Source organism: Pantoea sp. EABMAA-21, assembly GCF_030053335.1.
In the GTDB taxonomy this organism is placed as follows: Bacteria; Pseudomonadota; Gammaproteobacteria; order Enterobacterales; family Enterobacteriaceae; genus Pantoea; species Pantoea communis.
Map to the genome: position 1 here is coordinate 332035 of NZ_JASGBX010000004.1, position 15388 is coordinate 347422.

Annotated in this window: 15 protein-coding genes and 1 pseudogene; 11 read left to right on the plus strand and 5 right to left on the minus strand. The window is 52.8% G+C overall.

Annotated features, from left to right (window positions below):
* Positions 1 to 69 precede the first annotated feature (69 nt).
* The 4 genes from QMZ65_RS08770 (at position 70) to QMZ65_RS08785 (ending at position 4922) form a co-directional block, all read left to right on the plus strand.
* Positions 70 to 2199: a TonB-dependent siderophore receptor gene (locus QMZ65_RS08770; protein ID WP_283215843.1), complete on the plus strand. Its 2130-nt coding sequence runs from the start codon at positions 70 to 72 to the stop codon at positions 2197 to 2199.
* A gap of 49 nt (positions 2200 to 2248) precedes the next feature.
* A complete protein-coding gene (locus QMZ65_RS08775) occupies positions 2249 to 3349 on the plus strand; it encodes an ABC transporter substrate-binding protein (RefSeq protein ID WP_097117796.1) in 1101 nt (366 codons plus the stop codon).
* Between the two features lie 240 nt (positions 3350 to 3589).
* Positions 3590 to 3760, plus strand: a complete 171-nt coding sequence (locus QMZ65_RS08780; RefSeq protein WP_034827492.1) for a KGG domain-containing protein — start codon at positions 3590 to 3592, stop codon at positions 3758 to 3760.
* 268 nt (positions 3761 to 4028) lie between these two features.
* Positions 4029 to 4922 (plus strand): SDR family oxidoreductase, encoded by an 894-nt coding sequence (locus QMZ65_RS08785; protein WP_097117795.1) that lies wholly within the window; start codon positions 4029 to 4031, stop codon positions 4920 to 4922.
* Positions 4923 to 4965: 43 nt separating this feature from the next.
* Here QMZ65_RS08785 and QMZ65_RS08790 read toward each other — a convergent pair whose 3' ends face one another.
* Together QMZ65_RS08790 and QMZ65_RS08795 are read right to left on the minus strand one after the other, a co-directional pair.
* Positions 4966 to 5838, minus strand: a complete 873-nt coding sequence (locus QMZ65_RS08790; RefSeq protein ID WP_283215858.1) for a DMT family transporter — start codon at positions 5836 to 5838, stop codon at positions 4966 to 4968.
* 209 nt (positions 5839 to 6047) lie between these two features.
* Positions 6048 to 6953 (minus strand): LysR family transcriptional regulator, encoded by a 906-nt coding sequence (locus QMZ65_RS08795; RefSeq protein ID WP_283215844.1) that lies wholly within the window; start codon positions 6951 to 6953, stop codon positions 6048 to 6050.
* Positions 6954 to 7084: 131 nt separating this feature from the next.
* Between QMZ65_RS08795 and QMZ65_RS08800 the strand changes: the two genes are divergently transcribed.
* Entirely contained in the window at positions 7085 to 7834 is a 750-nt protein-coding gene (locus tag QMZ65_RS08800) for an SDR family oxidoreductase (RefSeq protein ID WP_283215845.1), read from the plus strand.
* A 269-nt stretch (positions 7835 to 8103) separates the two neighbouring features.
* Positions 8104 to 8646: a carbapenem self-resistance protein CarG family protein gene (locus QMZ65_RS08805; RefSeq protein WP_283215846.1), complete on the plus strand. Its 543-nt coding sequence runs from the start codon at positions 8104 to 8106 to the stop codon at positions 8644 to 8646.
* Between the two features lie 29 nt (positions 8647 to 8675).
* Here the strand turns inward: QMZ65_RS08805 and QMZ65_RS08810 are convergent, their stop codons facing one another.
* From QMZ65_RS08810 to QMZ65_RS08820, 3 genes and pseudogenes are all read right to left on the minus strand, one after another.
* Entirely contained in the window at positions 8676 to 9308 is a 633-nt protein-coding gene (locus tag QMZ65_RS08810) for an alanyl-tRNA editing protein (RefSeq protein WP_160833248.1), read from the minus strand.
* Positions 9309 to 9377: 69 nt separating this feature from the next.
* Positions 9378 to 9751 (minus strand): annotated as a pseudogene (locus QMZ65_RS08815) (NUDIX hydrolase).
* Entirely contained in the window at positions 9748 to 10338 is a 591-nt protein-coding gene (locus QMZ65_RS08820) for an NUDIX domain-containing protein (protein WP_097117789.1), read from the minus strand. The pseudogene QMZ65_RS08815 and the gene QMZ65_RS08820 overlap by 4 nt, the downstream one beginning before the upstream one ends.
* A gap of 82 nt (positions 10339 to 10420) precedes the next feature.
* Between QMZ65_RS08820 and QMZ65_RS08825 the strand changes: the two genes are divergently transcribed.
* The 5 genes from QMZ65_RS08825 (at position 10421) to QMZ65_RS08845 (ending at position 15150) form a co-directional block, all read left to right on the plus strand.
* Positions 10421 to 11170, plus strand: coding sequence for a DeoR/GlpR family DNA-binding transcription regulator (locus QMZ65_RS08825; protein WP_160833247.1), 750 nt, complete (start codon positions 10421 to 10423; stop codon positions 11168 to 11170).
* A gap of 155 nt (positions 11171 to 11325) precedes the next feature.
* A complete protein-coding gene (locus QMZ65_RS08830) occupies positions 11326 to 12216 on the plus strand; it encodes an oxidoreductase (protein ID WP_283215847.1) in 891 nt (296 codons plus the stop codon).
* A gap of 179 nt (positions 12217 to 12395) precedes the next feature.
* Positions 12396 to 13367 carry an ABC transporter substrate-binding protein gene (locus QMZ65_RS08835; protein WP_283215848.1) on the plus strand — a complete coding sequence of 324 codons (972 nt, stop codon included), beginning with the start codon at positions 12396 to 12398 and terminating at the stop codon, positions 13365 to 13367.
* A 1-nt stretch (position 13368) separates the two neighbouring features.
* The gene (locus QMZ65_RS08840; protein WP_283215849.1) at positions 13369 to 14391 is read left to right on the plus strand and encodes a FecCD family ABC transporter permease; all 1023 of its coding nucleotides are present in this window, start codon (positions 13369 to 13371) and stop codon (positions 14389 to 14391) included.
* Between the two features lie 3 nt (positions 14392 to 14394).
* A complete protein-coding gene (locus QMZ65_RS08845; RefSeq protein ID WP_097117785.1) occupies positions 14395 to 15150 on the plus strand; it encodes an ABC transporter ATP-binding protein in 756 nt (251 codons plus the stop codon).
* Positions 15151 to 15388 lie beyond the last annotated feature (238 nt).

Here is a 15388-nt window from a genome sequence, read left to right on the forward strand (position 1 = left end):
GAAAATAATTTAATCCTAGCTTCGTTTCATGGACGAGATTAATTCCGCACCAACACCAGGTTTATTTAAATGAATAACAACAAAACTTTCGCTTTTAAACCCACATGCCATCCGGCCATTATCGCCGCTATATACGGTGTCAGCGTTTTCACTGCAGCAGGCAGTCTGGCAGCGGAGAGCAGTAATACCCTGACGGTGTCCGCGCAGGAAAGTCGCCCGCAAGGCTATAACGCCACCAGCAGTTCCGTCGCCAGCAAAACGCCCACGCTGCGTCTGAACGAAGCGCAATCGGTGAGTGTGGTGACCCAACAACAGCTTGAAGACTATCAGGCCGCTAGTCTCACTGATGCGATGCGCTTTGTCAGTGGTGTCACAGAGGGCAATACTCTGGCAGGCACCGAAGATGGCTTTGTGCGTCGCGGATTTGGCAGCAACTCTGATGGGTCAATCTATCGTGATGGCATTCGCAGCAGCCAGGGGTTGAACTTCGATGCCACCACCGAACGCGTCGAAGTGCTAAAAGGCTCGGCATCCCTGCTCTATGGCATTCAAAATCCGGGCGGCGTGATCAACGTGGTGAGCAAAAAACCGCAATATGACTGGCACACCAAAGTTAGCGGCCGTTCCTCCAGCGAAGGTGGCGGCGCTGGCACCGTCGATGTCACCGGCCCGCTGGGCAACGGCCTGGCTTTCCGCTTGATCGCCGAAAAGCAGAATCAGGATTACTGGCGCAACTTTGGCAGCGACAAACATACGCTGATCGCGCCTTCGTTGCAGTGGTACGGTGAAAAAGCCAGCTTTCTCGTGAGCTATGAAGATTATCAATACGATATCCCCTACGATCGTGGCACCGCCTTTATCAATGGCAAGCCGCTGGATATCGGCTACAAAGATCGTCTCGACGACAAGGCGAATCATGCCTGGGGTCACAACAAAACCCTTAATGCGCACTATGACTGGCAGTTTAATGATGACTGGAGCACGCGCGTCACTTTTGGCTGGAATCAGCGTCAATACGACAACAACGAAGTGCGCGTCACCGCCATTAACCCCTCCACCGGCGTCGTGACGCGTCGTGCTGATGCTAACCGTGGCTTTAACCACAAAACGAAATACGTTTCATGGGATCTGCTCGGCTCACAACAGCTGTTGGGCATGACCCACGATGTGGTGATCGGGACTGATTATGAGATGAACCAGACTTATCGCGCGCATCAGTATCAAGGGAAATCCAACACCGGGTTTAACTTTACCGATCCGCAATACGATATCCTGTCACCGGTCACCAATAGCACCTCGGAAAACACCGCCAACGCCAATAACCTGAACCGCATTCATAGCCGTTCGGTTTACGCTAAAGACAGTATTTCACTGACGGAACAGTGGATTGCGGTATTTGGCGGACGCTATCAGCATTACGAGCAGCGTGCGTCAAAAGGCTTCGACCCGGTGGTGGAAACACTGAACAGTGAAGGCAATAAATTCCTGCCACAAGCGGGTCTGATTTATAAAATCACCCCTGATGTCTCGCTTTACAGCAGCGTCAGCAAATCCTTTACGCCTTCCACCGATGTGGACGATGACGGCAATGTCGGTAAACCCGAACAGGGCACGACCTGGGAAGTCGGCAGTAAATGGCAGATTTCGCCAAAGCTGTTTGCCAGCGTCGCGCTGTACCGCATTGATGAACGTGACATGTCGCTCAGCATTAACGGTTCAACGCGGGCAATTGATAAAGCCCGTTCCAGTGGCGCAGAGTTTGAGCTGAACGGCGAAGTATTGCCGGGTTGGGATCTCAGCGCTAACTACAGCTACGATAAGGCTGAGATTGTTGATGATGGCGTAAATTCTGCTAACAATGGCAATCGGCTGCAAAATGCACCGCGTCATTCGGGCGCGCTCTATCTCAGCCACAACCTCAGTATCAACGGCATTCCCGGTGATTTCCGCGTCGGTGGCGGCGCGCGCTATGTCGGCTCGCGAGCGGGCGATCCTGAAAATAGCTTCACCATGCCGGACTACGTGGTGGCGGACAGCTTTATCGCCTGGAACAATCAGCTGTTTGGTGAAAAGACACAACTTAAGTTGAATCTGAATAACCTGTTTAACAAGCACTATTACACCTCCAGCGGCGGCAATTTGCGCGTGCGTGAGGGTGAAACCCGTAACCTGATGGTCGAGGCCAGCGTTGAGTTCTGATTCTGTGGTTAAAGCGGGCGCCCGGCGCGCCCCTTCCCTCTGGGGGCCAATGCTGATTGTTCTGGCCTGCTTCTTACTGGTGCTTAGTAGCGCCGCGCTGGCAAAAACCGTCACAGATATTGACGGTAATCAGGTGGATATCCCTGACCATCCGCAGCGCATTGTGCTGGGTGAAAGTCGCATGCTCTACACGCTGGCGCTGCTGGAACCGGGCAATCCTTTTCAGCATATCGTTGCCTGGCCTCAGGATTTGAAAAAGTACGATAGCCAAACGTGGAACAGTTTTGCGCGCCAGTTCCCGCAAATGTTAAAAATCCCTTCCCTCGGTTCAGGCGGCCCGAATGCTATCAATCCTGAGCAGATCCTGGCGCTCAAACCGGATGTGGTGATCCTGCCGAGCCTGGCGCGCTACGATGATGCCGATCTGCGCCTGGTGAGTATGCTGAAAGCCGCCCATATTCCGGTGGTGAAAATCGATCTGCGCGTGCATCTGCTGAAGAATACCCGTCGCAGCGTGGAGATTTTTGGCGAGGTGCTGAATCAGCAGGCTCGCGCGCAGGCCTTTAACCGTTTTTATGACGCACATATGCAGGTGATTCGTGATCGGCTGGCCAGTTATCACGGTGCGAAGCCTTCAGTGTTGTTGCAGTTGCATCTTGGCCGCCGTAATGAGTGTTGTGTCACCGCCGTCAACGGCAGCCTTGGCGAACTTTTAAACGCCGCAGGCGGCGATAATATCGCGGCTAAAACGCAGCACGGCGTGTTTGGTCGCTTGAGTGAAGAAATGGTGATTGCGGCGCAACCGGATTACTACTTCGCCACCGGATTTGGCGATAACGAGGCGCAGGGTTTGCTGAAGCTGGGGCCAGAAGTGGCACTGCCAGCGGTGCAAAGCAGCTTCGCCCAACTGACCGCGCAGCAAAACGGATTGCGTGAATTAGCCGCGCTACGTAACGGCCACTCCGCCGTCATCTGGATGAATTTTTACCTCAGCCCCTGGCACATCGCGGCAACGGAATTTATGGCAAAAACACTTTATCCTCAGTTGTTCGCGGATGTCGAACCCGAGCAAACGTTAAAGCAAATCTTCAATGATTTCCTGCCCATACCTTATAGCGGGACCTATTTCACTCAAATCCCTGCGAGTTAATCGGCCTTATTGATAATCGAAGCGTTAAATACGCTTCGATTATATTAATAATTAATTATTAACCTTCATAATTCATTTGCTTAAAAAATAAGATACGAAAAAATACTCGATAATCCACTTATACGCTGCCGCCGCGCTTGTTAATATTCACAGTGGCACTAACCTTAATTCTGCAGTCTGGACATAACGTGTGACGCTATCCACGATTATGTAATCGCAATGCATGAATGAGGGCATTTTATGGCCGAGCATAGAGGCGGTTCCGGTAACTTCGCAGATGATAAACAAAAGGCATCTGAAGCGGGTAAAAAAGGTGGGCAAAGCAGTGGCGGCGGTAGTTTTAAAGACAACCCTGAGAAAGCCTCCGAAGCCGGAAAAAAAGGCGGAAAAAGTAGTAACAAAGGCTCTTAAGCCGCATCGGGCGCGCTAGTCGCCTCACCGACAAGGATGCCAATAGGTTCAACTGGCAATTGAATAAGTGCAATGACGATATATGACTGACGTCTTGCGCTTATTCTGCTCTCCCCTCTCATTCCAGTCACGCCTTTTATTTCCATCGCCGCAGCCATAATACCGCCTCGCTTAAGCTGAAAAATTTCAATTGGTCATTTTTTGACGTGACATATATCACATTTATGCCAGGCTTAATTTATCACTAACGAAGAACATGGAGATTAAGATGAGTTCATTGACTAATAAAACGCTGCTCACCCATCAATATCCGACACCTCCCTTTAAAAAACAATTACAGGATTTTCCTGGGCTGGCGGCAAAAATGGAACCGCGCCCGGATCATGGTGAAACCAGCTATCGTGGCACTGGTCGTTTAACCGGTCGTAAAGCGCTGATTACCGGCGGCGATTCCGGGATTGGACGTGCGGTGGCGATTGCTTACGCGCGTGAGGGTGCCGACGTGGCGATAAATTACCTGCCCGATGAAGAACAGGATGCGGCAGAGGTGATAAAACTGATTGAAGCGGAAGGTCGTAAGGCGATTGCCATACCGGGAGATATTCGCTCCGAAGCCTTTTGCCAGCAACTGGTGAAGGAAGCGGCGACGAAACTCGATGGTCTGGATATTTTGGTCAACAATGCCGGCCGTCAGCAGTTCAATGAATCGATTCGTACCCTCTCGACAGAAGATTTTGATGCGACCTTTAAGACTAACGTGTATGCCATGTTTTGGATTACGAAGGCGGCGCTGGAGTACCTACCGGCGGGTTCATCGATCATTAACACATCATCAGTGCAGGCCTACGATCCCAGCGCCATCCTGCTGGATTATGCCCAGACCAAAGCATCGATTGCGGCCTTTACTAAAGCTTTAGCCAAGCAGTTGGGTAAAGACCAAATCCGCGTCAACGCCGTGGCACCCGGCCCTTACTGGACTGCATTGCAGGTGTGTGGCGGACAACCGCAGGAGAAAGTGGAGCAATTTGGCGCTTCCGCGCCACTGGGTCGCCCCGGTCAGCCTGCTGAAATCGCGCCGCTGTATGTGACGTTTGCGGAAACCACCAATAGCTTCACGTCGGGACAGGTCTGGTGTTCTGATGGCGGCACCGGCACGGTTTAACCACGATAAAGGGCGCATCCATTTTGATGCGCCCTGTTCGATCTTACCCCGATGTTTTCAGGCGCGGTGTGCGAAACACCAGCATGATGCCGAGCAGAATAGCCAGCATTCCCATCATCCCCGACCACGGCAGCGCATTACCTAACAACAGGTAATCCAGTACTGCCGTTATCACCGGAACCAGATAAAACAAACTGGTGACGTTAACGATGCTTCCCGCACTCAGCAGCCGATACAGCAGCAGCTGCGCCACCACCGAGATCATCACCCCAAGAAACAGCACGGAAATCCAGAAGTGCAACGTAAAGTCGATATGGAAGGCTTTAACCGGAAGCAGAAGAGCACACAGCGCCAGGCTCACCGCGTATTGCAGCGGCAGTACCTGCGCGGGATGCTGGGACACCTTTTTCTGCATGATGGCACCAAACGTCATACACAGCAGTGCGCCGAGAGCGAAGACAATGCCGCTCAACGGCAACTGCGACGCCGCCAGACTGCGCCACACCAGCAGTATTAATCCTGCTAAGGCGATCACCAATCCCAGTAATCGCGTGCCCTGCATGCGCCTTTCCACGATGCAGAGCGTCAGGATCGGTTGTATGCCCATGATGGTAGCGATTAAACCTGGCGTCACTCCCTCGGCCATCGCCTGGAAGTAACACACCGAATAGGCACCAATCAAAATCAGACCGGTAAACATCACCGTTTTTCGGCTGCCTGCATCGGGTAACCAGCGACGTCGAAATAGGCCCACCAGCAATAATGCAACCAGCGCCACACCGAAGCGCACGATCAATAGCGCGATGGGTGAGGCATTGTCCAAACCCAGGCGAGAGAAGATGGCCGCACTGCCCCACAGCAGCACGAAGCCCGACGTCGCCGCTTGCGACGTCAAAGACGAAGAACGCATGAAAATGCTCCTAAAACAAACGTTGGAAATTTAAGCGTGAAGACTTCCGGTTCTTAGCGAACCACAACGCGTGCAGGAGGCGGTGGCGGACAGCAGATCGCATACAGGCCATGTTCGTATGACGGGGAAAGTGCGGCTGAAAGTGTCATTTACGCAGGCCTGTAGTCAAAATAGGGAGTTCAGAAACAAAAAGTTAACAGATCGCCTCTGGCTTGTCATCCATTGAGTCGCGCAGGAAATACCTCACGCAACCATTCGATAAACACCCGTAAACGCTGGGTCAGATGGCGGTTTTGCGGATACACCACGTGAAACGGATAGCTGGCGGGCCGCCAATCCTTCAGTATTTCCACCAGTGCGCCTGACGCTAAATCTTTGGCTGCTGCGTATCGAAATGTCTGAATGATGCCTAATCCTGCCACCGCAGCTGCCAGATGAGCATTGCTTTCATTAATCCCAATGCGATGCTCGATTTTCATTTCCTGTTTCTCATTACCCTGCACAAAGCGCAGCGGGAAGGCGCGCCCGCTTTGCGGGGATAAATAGCTAATCCAGCGATGGCCATTTTTAAGCTCTTGCGGATAGGCTGGCACGCCGTAATTTTTGAGATATGCGGGTGCCGCGCAGGTGATCATCTCAGCATCACCAAGATGACGCGCCACCAGCGATGAATCACCCAGTGGACCGCCACGAATCACGCAATCGACATTGTCGCTAATCAGATTCACAGCCCGGTCTGATACGCCGAGATCGAGGCGAATCTCAGGAAATCGCGCAACGAAATCAGGTAGCAGTGGGATGAGAACCTCACGCGCCGTTGAGCCGCCAATATCAATGCGCAGATACCCGCGCGGTGTACCGTTTACCGCGTTAAATGCGCCATCAATATCTTCCAGGTCACGCACGATACGCAGTGCTTTATCATAATAATCTCGTCCTTCAGGCGTGACGGTGACGCGTCGCGTGGTGCGCTGTAACAGGCGTACACCCAGATGCCCTTCTAACTCCTGCACCAGTTTGCTTAACGTGGCATTCGGCATATCCAGTGAATCGGCCGCACGGGTGAAGTTCCCCGCTTCCACCACGCGCGCGAATGCTCGTATTGCCAACAGTTGGTCCATGCTGATTATCCATACACAGGAATAGTGATTTCGATTTTACACCATTTATCACTAAACCGCGCAGGGTTACATTGCCTCCCATGCACTGCAACGCAGTCATCACACACTTAAATCCATTTGGGAGAGCAAACATGAACACTTCATTAAACGGTAAAATTGCCTTAGTCACTGGCGGCACCAGAGGAATTGGCTTAGCGTCTGCTCAGGCGTTGGCAGCTCAGGGAGCGCGGGTGTTTATCACCGGTCGTCGACAGCCTGAACTGGATACCGCCGTGACGCTTATCGGTGCGCAGGCAACCGGCATCCGCGCTGATGCTTCTGTGCTGAGCGATCTGGATGCGGTGTATGCGCAGATTGCACGCCAGGCGGGCCGTCTTGATATTCTGTTCGCCAATGCTGGCGGCGGCGATATGTTACCGCTCGGTGCGATTACTGAAGAACACTTTGACCGGATCTTTGGCACCAACGTGCGTGGCGTACTGTTTACCGTGCAAAAAGCGCTGCCGCTGTTAAGCGACAAAGCATCGGTGATTTTGACCTCGTCCACCACTTCGGTTCAGGGCACCGCAGGATTCAGTGTTTACAGCGCCAGTAAAGCCGCCGTGCGCAACTTTGCCCGCTCATGGGCGCTGGATGTGAAAGATCGCGGAATTCGTGTCAACGTGGTGAGCCCTGGTCCGGTGCGCACGCCGGGTTTGGGCGATTTAGTGCCCGAAGATCAGCGTCAGGGATTGTTCAATGCATTAGCTGCCCAGGTGCCATTGGGCCGATTGGGTGAACCCGGTGAGATTGGTCAGGTGGTGGCGTTTCTTGCATCCGATGCCTCCAGCTTTGTTAATGCCACCGAACTCTTCGTGGATGGCGGCATGGCACAGGTATGAGTTGAGGGTTAAGGAAAGACGTTCACATTAAGTCTGTTTTCCTCTAACGAAGTGCGTAATGGATGACGCGCTTCGTCGGTTAATCTCTTTTCTTTTAATTATTCCGTTCACCCTTTCACATCACAGAAAAAACACCCATAATTCAGCGCGATTGGAGAGCAAAATTTTTAAAATACGCCATGATGGCCATCAGGCAGCAATGCCATGCTGTCTTTCAATATTCAGGTTTTAATCCCTGATATTGTCTTAACCAGTAAGGAAAGCGTGCAGTGAAATTAAAAACTTTCGCGTTTATCGTTCTGTCATTATGTACCGTTTTCGGTGCGCAGGGTGCTACGCGGGTCGGGTTGCTGGCAGGGGCGAATAATATCGACCTTAATCAGGATGGCGTCCCGGATTTGCTGGTCTCTGCGACCTATGACAATAACACCTCGCATCCCAGTCAGACGCTATCTGCCTTCATCAATAAAAACGGTAACTGGTTTATTTTACCGGTTCCGGATGATGATGGTTTTACCTGGTCGGATTTTCGTCTTGCGGGTTCCTCTGACAAAATCATTGGTTTTGAACTGCACAATATCCAGGGCGTTTATTACCTGATCCGCGCGATGAAATTCTCGTCAAATCAGGACAATGATGATCTGACTGAAGCCGCGCAAATAAAATTCTCTCGCTATCGAGTAGCGGAAAGCAGCGAAGAACCTGGCGCTCCGGTTTTTTATTGGCAGCTGTCTGGCAGTTATACCACCTCACAAGCGTATAGCGATGTTGATCAGGCTTTCGCACAATTAAAAATAGATGAATTTAAGTAGCGCAGTGCAGGCGTTAATCCGCCTGCTCATCAATCCCGCACTTCATACTGCACCGAAAGTTCGCCCTTCTTCTCTTTCACTCGGGTAATGACGATATCGCCAACGTCTCCGGTGCGTTGCACATGCGTGCCACCGCAGGCGTAAGGTGTCAGATCGCCCCAGCTGACCATTCTGCGTCCGGCGTCATCCCGCAGCACGCGCGCTAAATCCTGCGCCACCAGCGCATCGACACCTTCAGCGATGACCAAGTCATCAACGGCTTGTGGTTCGCCCTGTGGTTTAAAAACGATACGTCCATTGCCGGGCCGATGATCGCCTTTGTAACCTAACCAGCCAAACTTCTCTCCGGCGTAAGCAATCAAATGCCCCGCAGAATGGTAACGCGTGTGCAGCTTACGCAGTGCCGCATCAATTTGGATATGCACGCAGCCCAGCGCCACTTCGCGGTCAGTGATATGGATTAACTCACCCTCTTGCTGGATGAGCTGTAACACCGTCGCCTCACCTATCGTACCCTGGTCAGCGGGTTGCCCGCCGCCTTGCGGATGGAACAGGGTCGCCGCCAGTTGCACACGAAACCGGCCATCTTCCTGCGCTTCACACCGCACCACTTCCGTATCCATCTCCAGCCGATCGCTGAAATAGTAGGCTCTATCCGTCATCACTTCCTCCATAACACTATCCTCCGCCCTTGGTGTTCAAATCGGCAAAACAGAGCTTGCCCTATCAGTCTATATGTATCCTGCCTGGGCCTGAACCAAGGGGACCTGCTCGATATCGTAAAAAATACTCAACCCCAAATCCTTGCCAACTTGCACATCCTGATCCGCTCCCGTTGAAGCGCCAGAGATGCGTAAAATGGCATCACAGCTCTGAATAAGACGATGCGCAACGGGATAGAGGAAGGCTTCACTGATTTCATCCCCGATCCGCTGCGAACCCGCCGCATTGGCGAGCGGTAACGCCAGCCATTCACCTATCACCGGGGTATGGCCCTTTGATAAACCTGCAACGCCATGTGATCAAGTTTCTGCATATTTTGCTCAATCAGTTGCTGATCACCGTGAGTGCCACTGCGAACCGGACCTGCGATCAGAATCATCATGGCACTTTCTCCTCAAATTGAATGTTTAATGCCAGGTGTTGCAGCAACATGATGGTTTTGGCATCTTCGATTTCACCGTTTCGGATCGCGTCCATGGCGCGTGCGAAAGGCCACTCCAGTACTTCGATATCTTCCCCCTCTTCCTCAAGACCGCCGCCAGCATGCTTTCGGTCGCCATCGTGATATTCCGCGATAAAGAAAAATAACTTCTCCGTCACCGAACCCGGGCTCATATAAGCCTCCATCACCTTCTCAACATTTGTGACAGTGTAACCAGTTTCTTCTTCTGCCTCGGCAATAATGCGCGTTTCAGGCGAGGCGTTATCCAGCAAACCGGCTGCGGCCTCGATCAAAAAGCCATCATGCCCATGGATAAAGATGGGAAAGCGGAATTGCCGTGTCAGGACGACTGTCTGTTTATGGCGGTTATAAAGTAGGATCACCGCACCATTGCCACGGTCGTAAGCTTCGCGGCTTTGCTGTTGCCAACTGCCGTCGGCACGCTGTAAATCGAAGGTGTATTTTTTTAAGGTGTACCAGTTGTCGGATAACAACTGCTCACGAATATTGCGCACTTTATGCTGCATGTTTGGTCTCCCGATGGCTGACAAAACAGACGTTATCATGCATAATCGTGCACATACAAGCAAAAACACGAATGAGAAAATTATGCTTTCCAGTCAACGTAAACAGCAGATATTGACGATTCTTGCCGATGAACAGCAAGTGATGTCCAGTGAACTCAGCCAGCGCTTTAGCGTCTCTGAAGACTCGATTCGCCGTGACTTAAGGGAGTTGGCCAGTGAGGGATTATTGCAACGTGTCCACGGGGGTGCGCTGCCGGTTTCTGCTGCTATTGCCCCTTTCGAAACACGCAAAAACGTGCAAATCAGTTCTAAGCGTCTGATCGCGCAAAAAGCAGTGCAACTGATTCAACCGGGTCAGGTGGTGATCATTGATGGCGGTACAACCACAGCGGAAATGGTGCAACTGCTGCCCAAAGAACTGGCTTTTACCGTGGTGACCCACAGTCCGAGTATTGCCGTCGCCCTGGTTGATTTTCCTCTGGTTGAGGTGATTCTGATTGGCGGCCAACTGTATCGTCACTCGGTGGTTGCCGTGGGATCAGCGGTGATCGAAGCCATTGCACACATCAATGCAGACCTGTTCTTTATGGGCGTCACCGGAGTACACAAAACCGCAGGGTTAACCACGGGTAATTACGAAGAAGCCGGTGTGAAACGTGCACTGGCGGCGCGTGCGGCGGAAACGGTGGTGATGGTCTCTAAAGAGAAACTCAACTCAGCATCGGCGTTCGCCATTGGCGGTCTGTCACTGGCCAGCACACTGATTGTTGATGGAGAACCTGATGCTGAGATGCAGCAACTGCTGCAACAGAAACAGATAGCCCTGCTGTAATTCGCCCTTTTATGGCAGGCGTTGAGTGATTATCCCGCGCTATTATTTTTCTATCTGGCCGATGGAACGCACATCATTCAGTCACAATGCCAGGCTGTAATAGAGAGTTTTCGCTGACCCTGAGGGCAGCACTGGATAAACAGGAGAATAGCTGCATGTCTGAGTTTCCAACCATCGCCCTTGTCGGACCCGGCGCCATCGGTACCACTGTGGCTGCCGCGCTACATGAAATGAATCGCACGCCAACACTGTGCGGACGTACAGCACATACACAATTGCTGCTGCGCCACGAAGACGGTGAGATTGTGGTGCCTGGCCCGGTGCTGAGCAATCCCGCAGACATTGGTGCACCCTATGATTTGGTGTTTGTGGCGGTCAAAACCACTCAGGTTGCGGAAATTGCCCCCTGGCTGGCGGTGTTATGCGATGAGAATACGGTGGTATGCGCGCTGCAAAATGGTGTGGAGCAAGTTGAACAGCTGTCTCCATTAGTCAATGGCGCAACGGTACTGCCTTCTGTGGTGTGGTTCCCGGCTCAGCGCGAGCCTGATGCCTCGGTGTGGTTACGCGCGAAGCCGCGCCTGACTGTGCCCGACGTCGCGCCAGCACAGCGTATTGTGCAAGCACTGCAAGACTCGCGCTGTGCGGTCGAACTGGAGGCAGATTTCCTCACCATTGCCTGGCGCAAACTGTTGCAAAACGCCGTCGCCGGTTTAATGGTGCTCGCCAATCGCCGCGCCGGGATGTTTCAGCGCGAAGATATCACCGAGCTGGGTCTGGCCTATCTGCGGGAGTGTATGACTGTGGCGCGTGCGGAAGGCGCCAATCTGAGCGACAACGTGCCGCAGGAAATTATGGCTGGCTTCCATCGCGCCCCGGCAGATTTAGGCACCTCGATCCTGGCGGATCGTCAGGCCAATCGCCCGCTTGAGTGGGACATCCGTAATGGCGTTGTGCAGCGACGCGGCAAAGCACAAGGCATCGCGACACCGATAAGTGATGTGGTGGTGCCTCTGCTGGCGGCAGGAAGTGATGGTCCGGGTTAAGATCAGAGTGAAGTCCGGGCCACGGACTTCGCTTCAATAGCCTCAACACTTAACACTCACAATGGGTATCAGAATCAATTGAAATGAATACATCAGACTTGCCATTATGTTACGTTATAACATTACTACGCAATCGGTAAATCATGCGCACTTTTTCGACCCGCCTTTTGGCACTCATAATGATATTCAGCAGTTCAGCCGCACTGGCTTCCGCCTTTCCACTCGACATTGAAAACTGCGGTAAAACGGAAACCTTTTCACGACCACCTGCACGCGTGGTGACCATTGGTCAGCATGAAACTGAACTCCTTCTGGCACTTGGCCTGGGGAGTAAAATTGCGGGTACCGCCGTCTGGTTCGGCCCTCTCCCCCCTGAGTTAGCGCAGGCTGGCAGTGGCCTTAAACGCCTTGCGGACAACTCACCGGGCTTTGAAGCCGTCGTCGCGCAAAAACCTGATTTGGTTTTGGCGCAGTACAGCTGGCATGTTGGGCCTCAGGGTGAAGTCGCTACTCGCGATCAATTTGAACAACCTGGCATCAAAACCTGGATTTCACCTGCTGATTGTCAGGGCAAATCGGTCACCGCCACTTCAAACGGCGACGGTGCGCGCGTGAAACCTTACTCGATTGAGGTGATTTATGATGAAATCACCGCGCTTGCCAACATCTTCGATGTGACGGAGCGTGGCGATGCCTTAAAGGAGAAGTTATCTGCACGAATCGCTCAGGCACAACAACAGGTGGCGCTTCACACCAGCAAACCCCTTAAGGTGGTGTATTGGTTCTCAAGCACACGCCTTAAAGGCGATCCGTGGATCGCAGGCAGTGATGGTGCGCCAGGCTGGATCACTCAGACTCTAGGCCTCAAAAATATCATTGATTCCTCCGATGAATGGCCCGCCGTGAGTTGGGAACATATCGCACAATCTCAGCCCGATATCATCGTCATCGCCAGCATGGATAGAAGGCTGTATCCAGCCGATGATGTCGCCATAAAACAGGCATTCCTCACCAGCGATCCCGTTACACGAGAAATGAGTGCGGTCAAACAGGGTCATATCGTGATCGTGCCAGCGATGTCACTCAATCCATCCCTGCGCAATGTCGATGCTGTTGAGCTGATCGGTCAGCAGATTGCCGCGTTTAAATAGTATGAATCGGGCTTACCCATTTAAGATCGGCTTTATTTTTCTCGCGGGCTTTATCAGCTTGCCCGTAATGATGATCTTCTCATCCAGCATTGGCGATATGCCCATCTCATTGAGCGCCACCTTCCAGGCGATCACCAACGGGGTGGGCTTGACGCATTATGATCTCCCTCCCGTTGAGGCTGGCATCGTCTGGCAATATCGGATGAGTCGGGCCTTCATGGCGGCATGCAGCGGAGGTGGCTTAGCCCTTTGCGGCCTGGTGTTGCAATCGTTGTTAAGAAACCCGCTGGCGGAACCCTATCTGTTGGGTATCTCTGCGGGTGCTTCCACCGGGGCCGTAATGGTGATGCTACTGGGTATTGGCAGCGGCGTGTTGACGGTTGGCAGTGGTGCCTTTGCCGGCGCTTGCCTGGCGTTTGGCTTGATTATTTTGCTCTCAAGAGGGATGGGGGAAAACACCGGGCGCATCATTTTGGCCGGTATTGCCGGAACACAGCTGTTCAATGCGCTCACGTCTTACATCGTCAGCACATCAGCCAATGCGGAGCAATCGCGCGGTGTGATGTTTTGGCTCTTAGGCAGTTTAAGCGGCGTTCGCTGGCCAGATGCCGTTCTGTGCGCCATCGTCATCGTCAGCGGATTTGGGGTGATCATGTGCTATGCACGCACGCTGGACACGTTTTCATTTGGTGTCGATGTCTCGGTAACGTTAGGTACTCCGGTTGTGAAAGTGCGGGTGGTGTTGCTGTTGATTACGACATTCATCACGGCGGTGATTGTCAGCTCAATTGGGGCGGTGGGATTTGTCGGATTGGTCATCCCGCACGTGACCCGCATGCTGGTTGGACAGCGACACCTTATCACCCTTCCCGTGACATTCCTGTCGGGCTGCCATTTCATGATCCTTGCCGACTTGATATCGAGAACGTTGATCGCACATCAGGTTTTACCCATTGGCGTGGTGACTGCATTGGTGGGCGCCCCTGCTTTTGCCTTCCTTCTCTATCAACGAAAGGGCAACTAAACGATGACGATATCGGTCAGTGACCTCAGCGTCCAACTTCAAGCGCGCCGCATACTCACCACGGTCTCCTTCGACGCAGCTCAGTCTGCAACCGTAGGTTTGCTTGGGCCCAACGGTTCAGGAAAATCAACGCTACTGCGTGCGCTGGCTGGGCTAATGCCTGATTCGGGCGCGAAGATAACGCTCGGCGAACGGAGGCTGAACCAACTTTCGCGCAATCAGCTGGCGCGCAAACTGGCCTTTGTCCCGCAACACGCCGAAGCCGATGATGAACTCACGGTGATTGACATTATTCGTCTCGGGCGCACGCCTCATCGTGGCGCATTCCAGTTCTGGACGGCAGAGGATGCCAGCGCCGTTGACGAGGCGGTGGCGTTAATGCAACTGGAAAATTTGGTCGACCGCTGCTGGCAACGATTATCCGGCGGTGAGCGCCAGCGTTGCCAAATCGCCCGCGCACTGGCGCAAAAACCGGATGTTTTACTGCTGGATGAACCCGTCAATCACCTCGACATCCAATTCCAGCTTGAATTGATGCGTCTTATCTCTTCGCTGCCCGTGACGGTGGTGATTGCTCTTCACGATCTGAATCTGGCGGCAAAATATTGCCAACACCTTGTGGTACTCGATCAGGGTCGCGTGGTTTCAACGGGTAAGCCCAAAGCCGTCCTCACACCCGAACGCATACACACAACGTGGCGGGTTCAGGCGCAGATCACGACATCAGCACAGGGTGCGCTCAATATTCAATACGTATGAGTCAGCGCTTGAAGCCCACGGCTATACAGCCATCAGGAAACGGTATGTTCAGTAACAAAATATTCCTGCAATAATGGACTGCCACAATCGTGGTTGCAGTACCTACACGCGCGTCACCTACGAGATTATTCGATAGCCGCTGCTATCAAGCCCGCCAATGGCGTAATGCTTGTCAGTTAAGATCTTAATGGAGGCCGCAGCGGATAACGTTGCGGCTTCTTTTTTACCGCCCTTGGGT

Coding starts and splice junctions, on each gene's coding strand:
- QMZ65_RS08810 (WP_160833248.1), bottom strand. CDS start 9,308: ATGACGGATAGAGCCTACTATTTCAGCGATCGGCTGGAGATGGATACG.
- QMZ65_RS08825 (WP_160833247.1), top strand. CDS start 10,421: ATGCTTTCCAGTCAACGTAAACAGCAGATATTGACGATTCTTGCCGAT.
- QMZ65_RS08795 (WP_283215844.1), bottom strand. CDS start 6,953: ATGGACCAACTGTTGGCAATACGAGCATTCGCGCGCGTGGTGGAAGCG.
- QMZ65_RS08830 (WP_283215847.1), top strand. CDS start 11,326: ATGTCTGAGTTTCCAACCATCGCCCTTGTCGGACCCGGCGCCATCGGT.
- QMZ65_RS08775 (WP_097117796.1), top strand. CDS start 2,249: ATGCTGATTGTTCTGGCCTGCTTCTTACTGGTGCTTAGTAGCGCCGCG.
- QMZ65_RS08785 (WP_097117795.1), top strand. CDS start 4,029: ATGAGTTCATTGACTAATAAAACGCTGCTCACCCATCAATATCCGACA.
- QMZ65_RS08780 (WP_034827492.1), top strand. CDS start 3,590: ATGGCCGAGCATAGAGGCGGTTCCGGTAACTTCGCAGATGATAAACAA.
- QMZ65_RS08845 (WP_097117785.1), top strand. CDS start 14,395: ATGACGATATCGGTCAGTGACCTCAGCGTCCAACTTCAAGCGCGCCGC.
- QMZ65_RS08770 (WP_283215843.1), top strand. CDS start 70: ATGAATAACAACAAAACTTTCGCTTTTAAACCCACATGCCATCCGGCC.
- QMZ65_RS08835 (WP_283215848.1), top strand. CDS start 12,396: ATGATATTCAGCAGTTCAGCCGCACTGGCTTCCGCCTTTCCACTCGAC.
- QMZ65_RS08840 (WP_283215849.1), top strand. CDS start 13,369: ATGAATCGGGCTTACCCATTTAAGATCGGCTTTATTTTTCTCGCGGGC.
- QMZ65_RS08800 (WP_283215845.1), top strand. CDS start 7,085: ATGAACACTTCATTAAACGGTAAAATTGCCTTAGTCACTGGCGGCACC.
- QMZ65_RS08820 (WP_097117789.1), bottom strand. CDS start 10,338: ATGCAGCATAAAGTGCGCAATATTCGTGAGCAGTTGTTATCCGACAAC.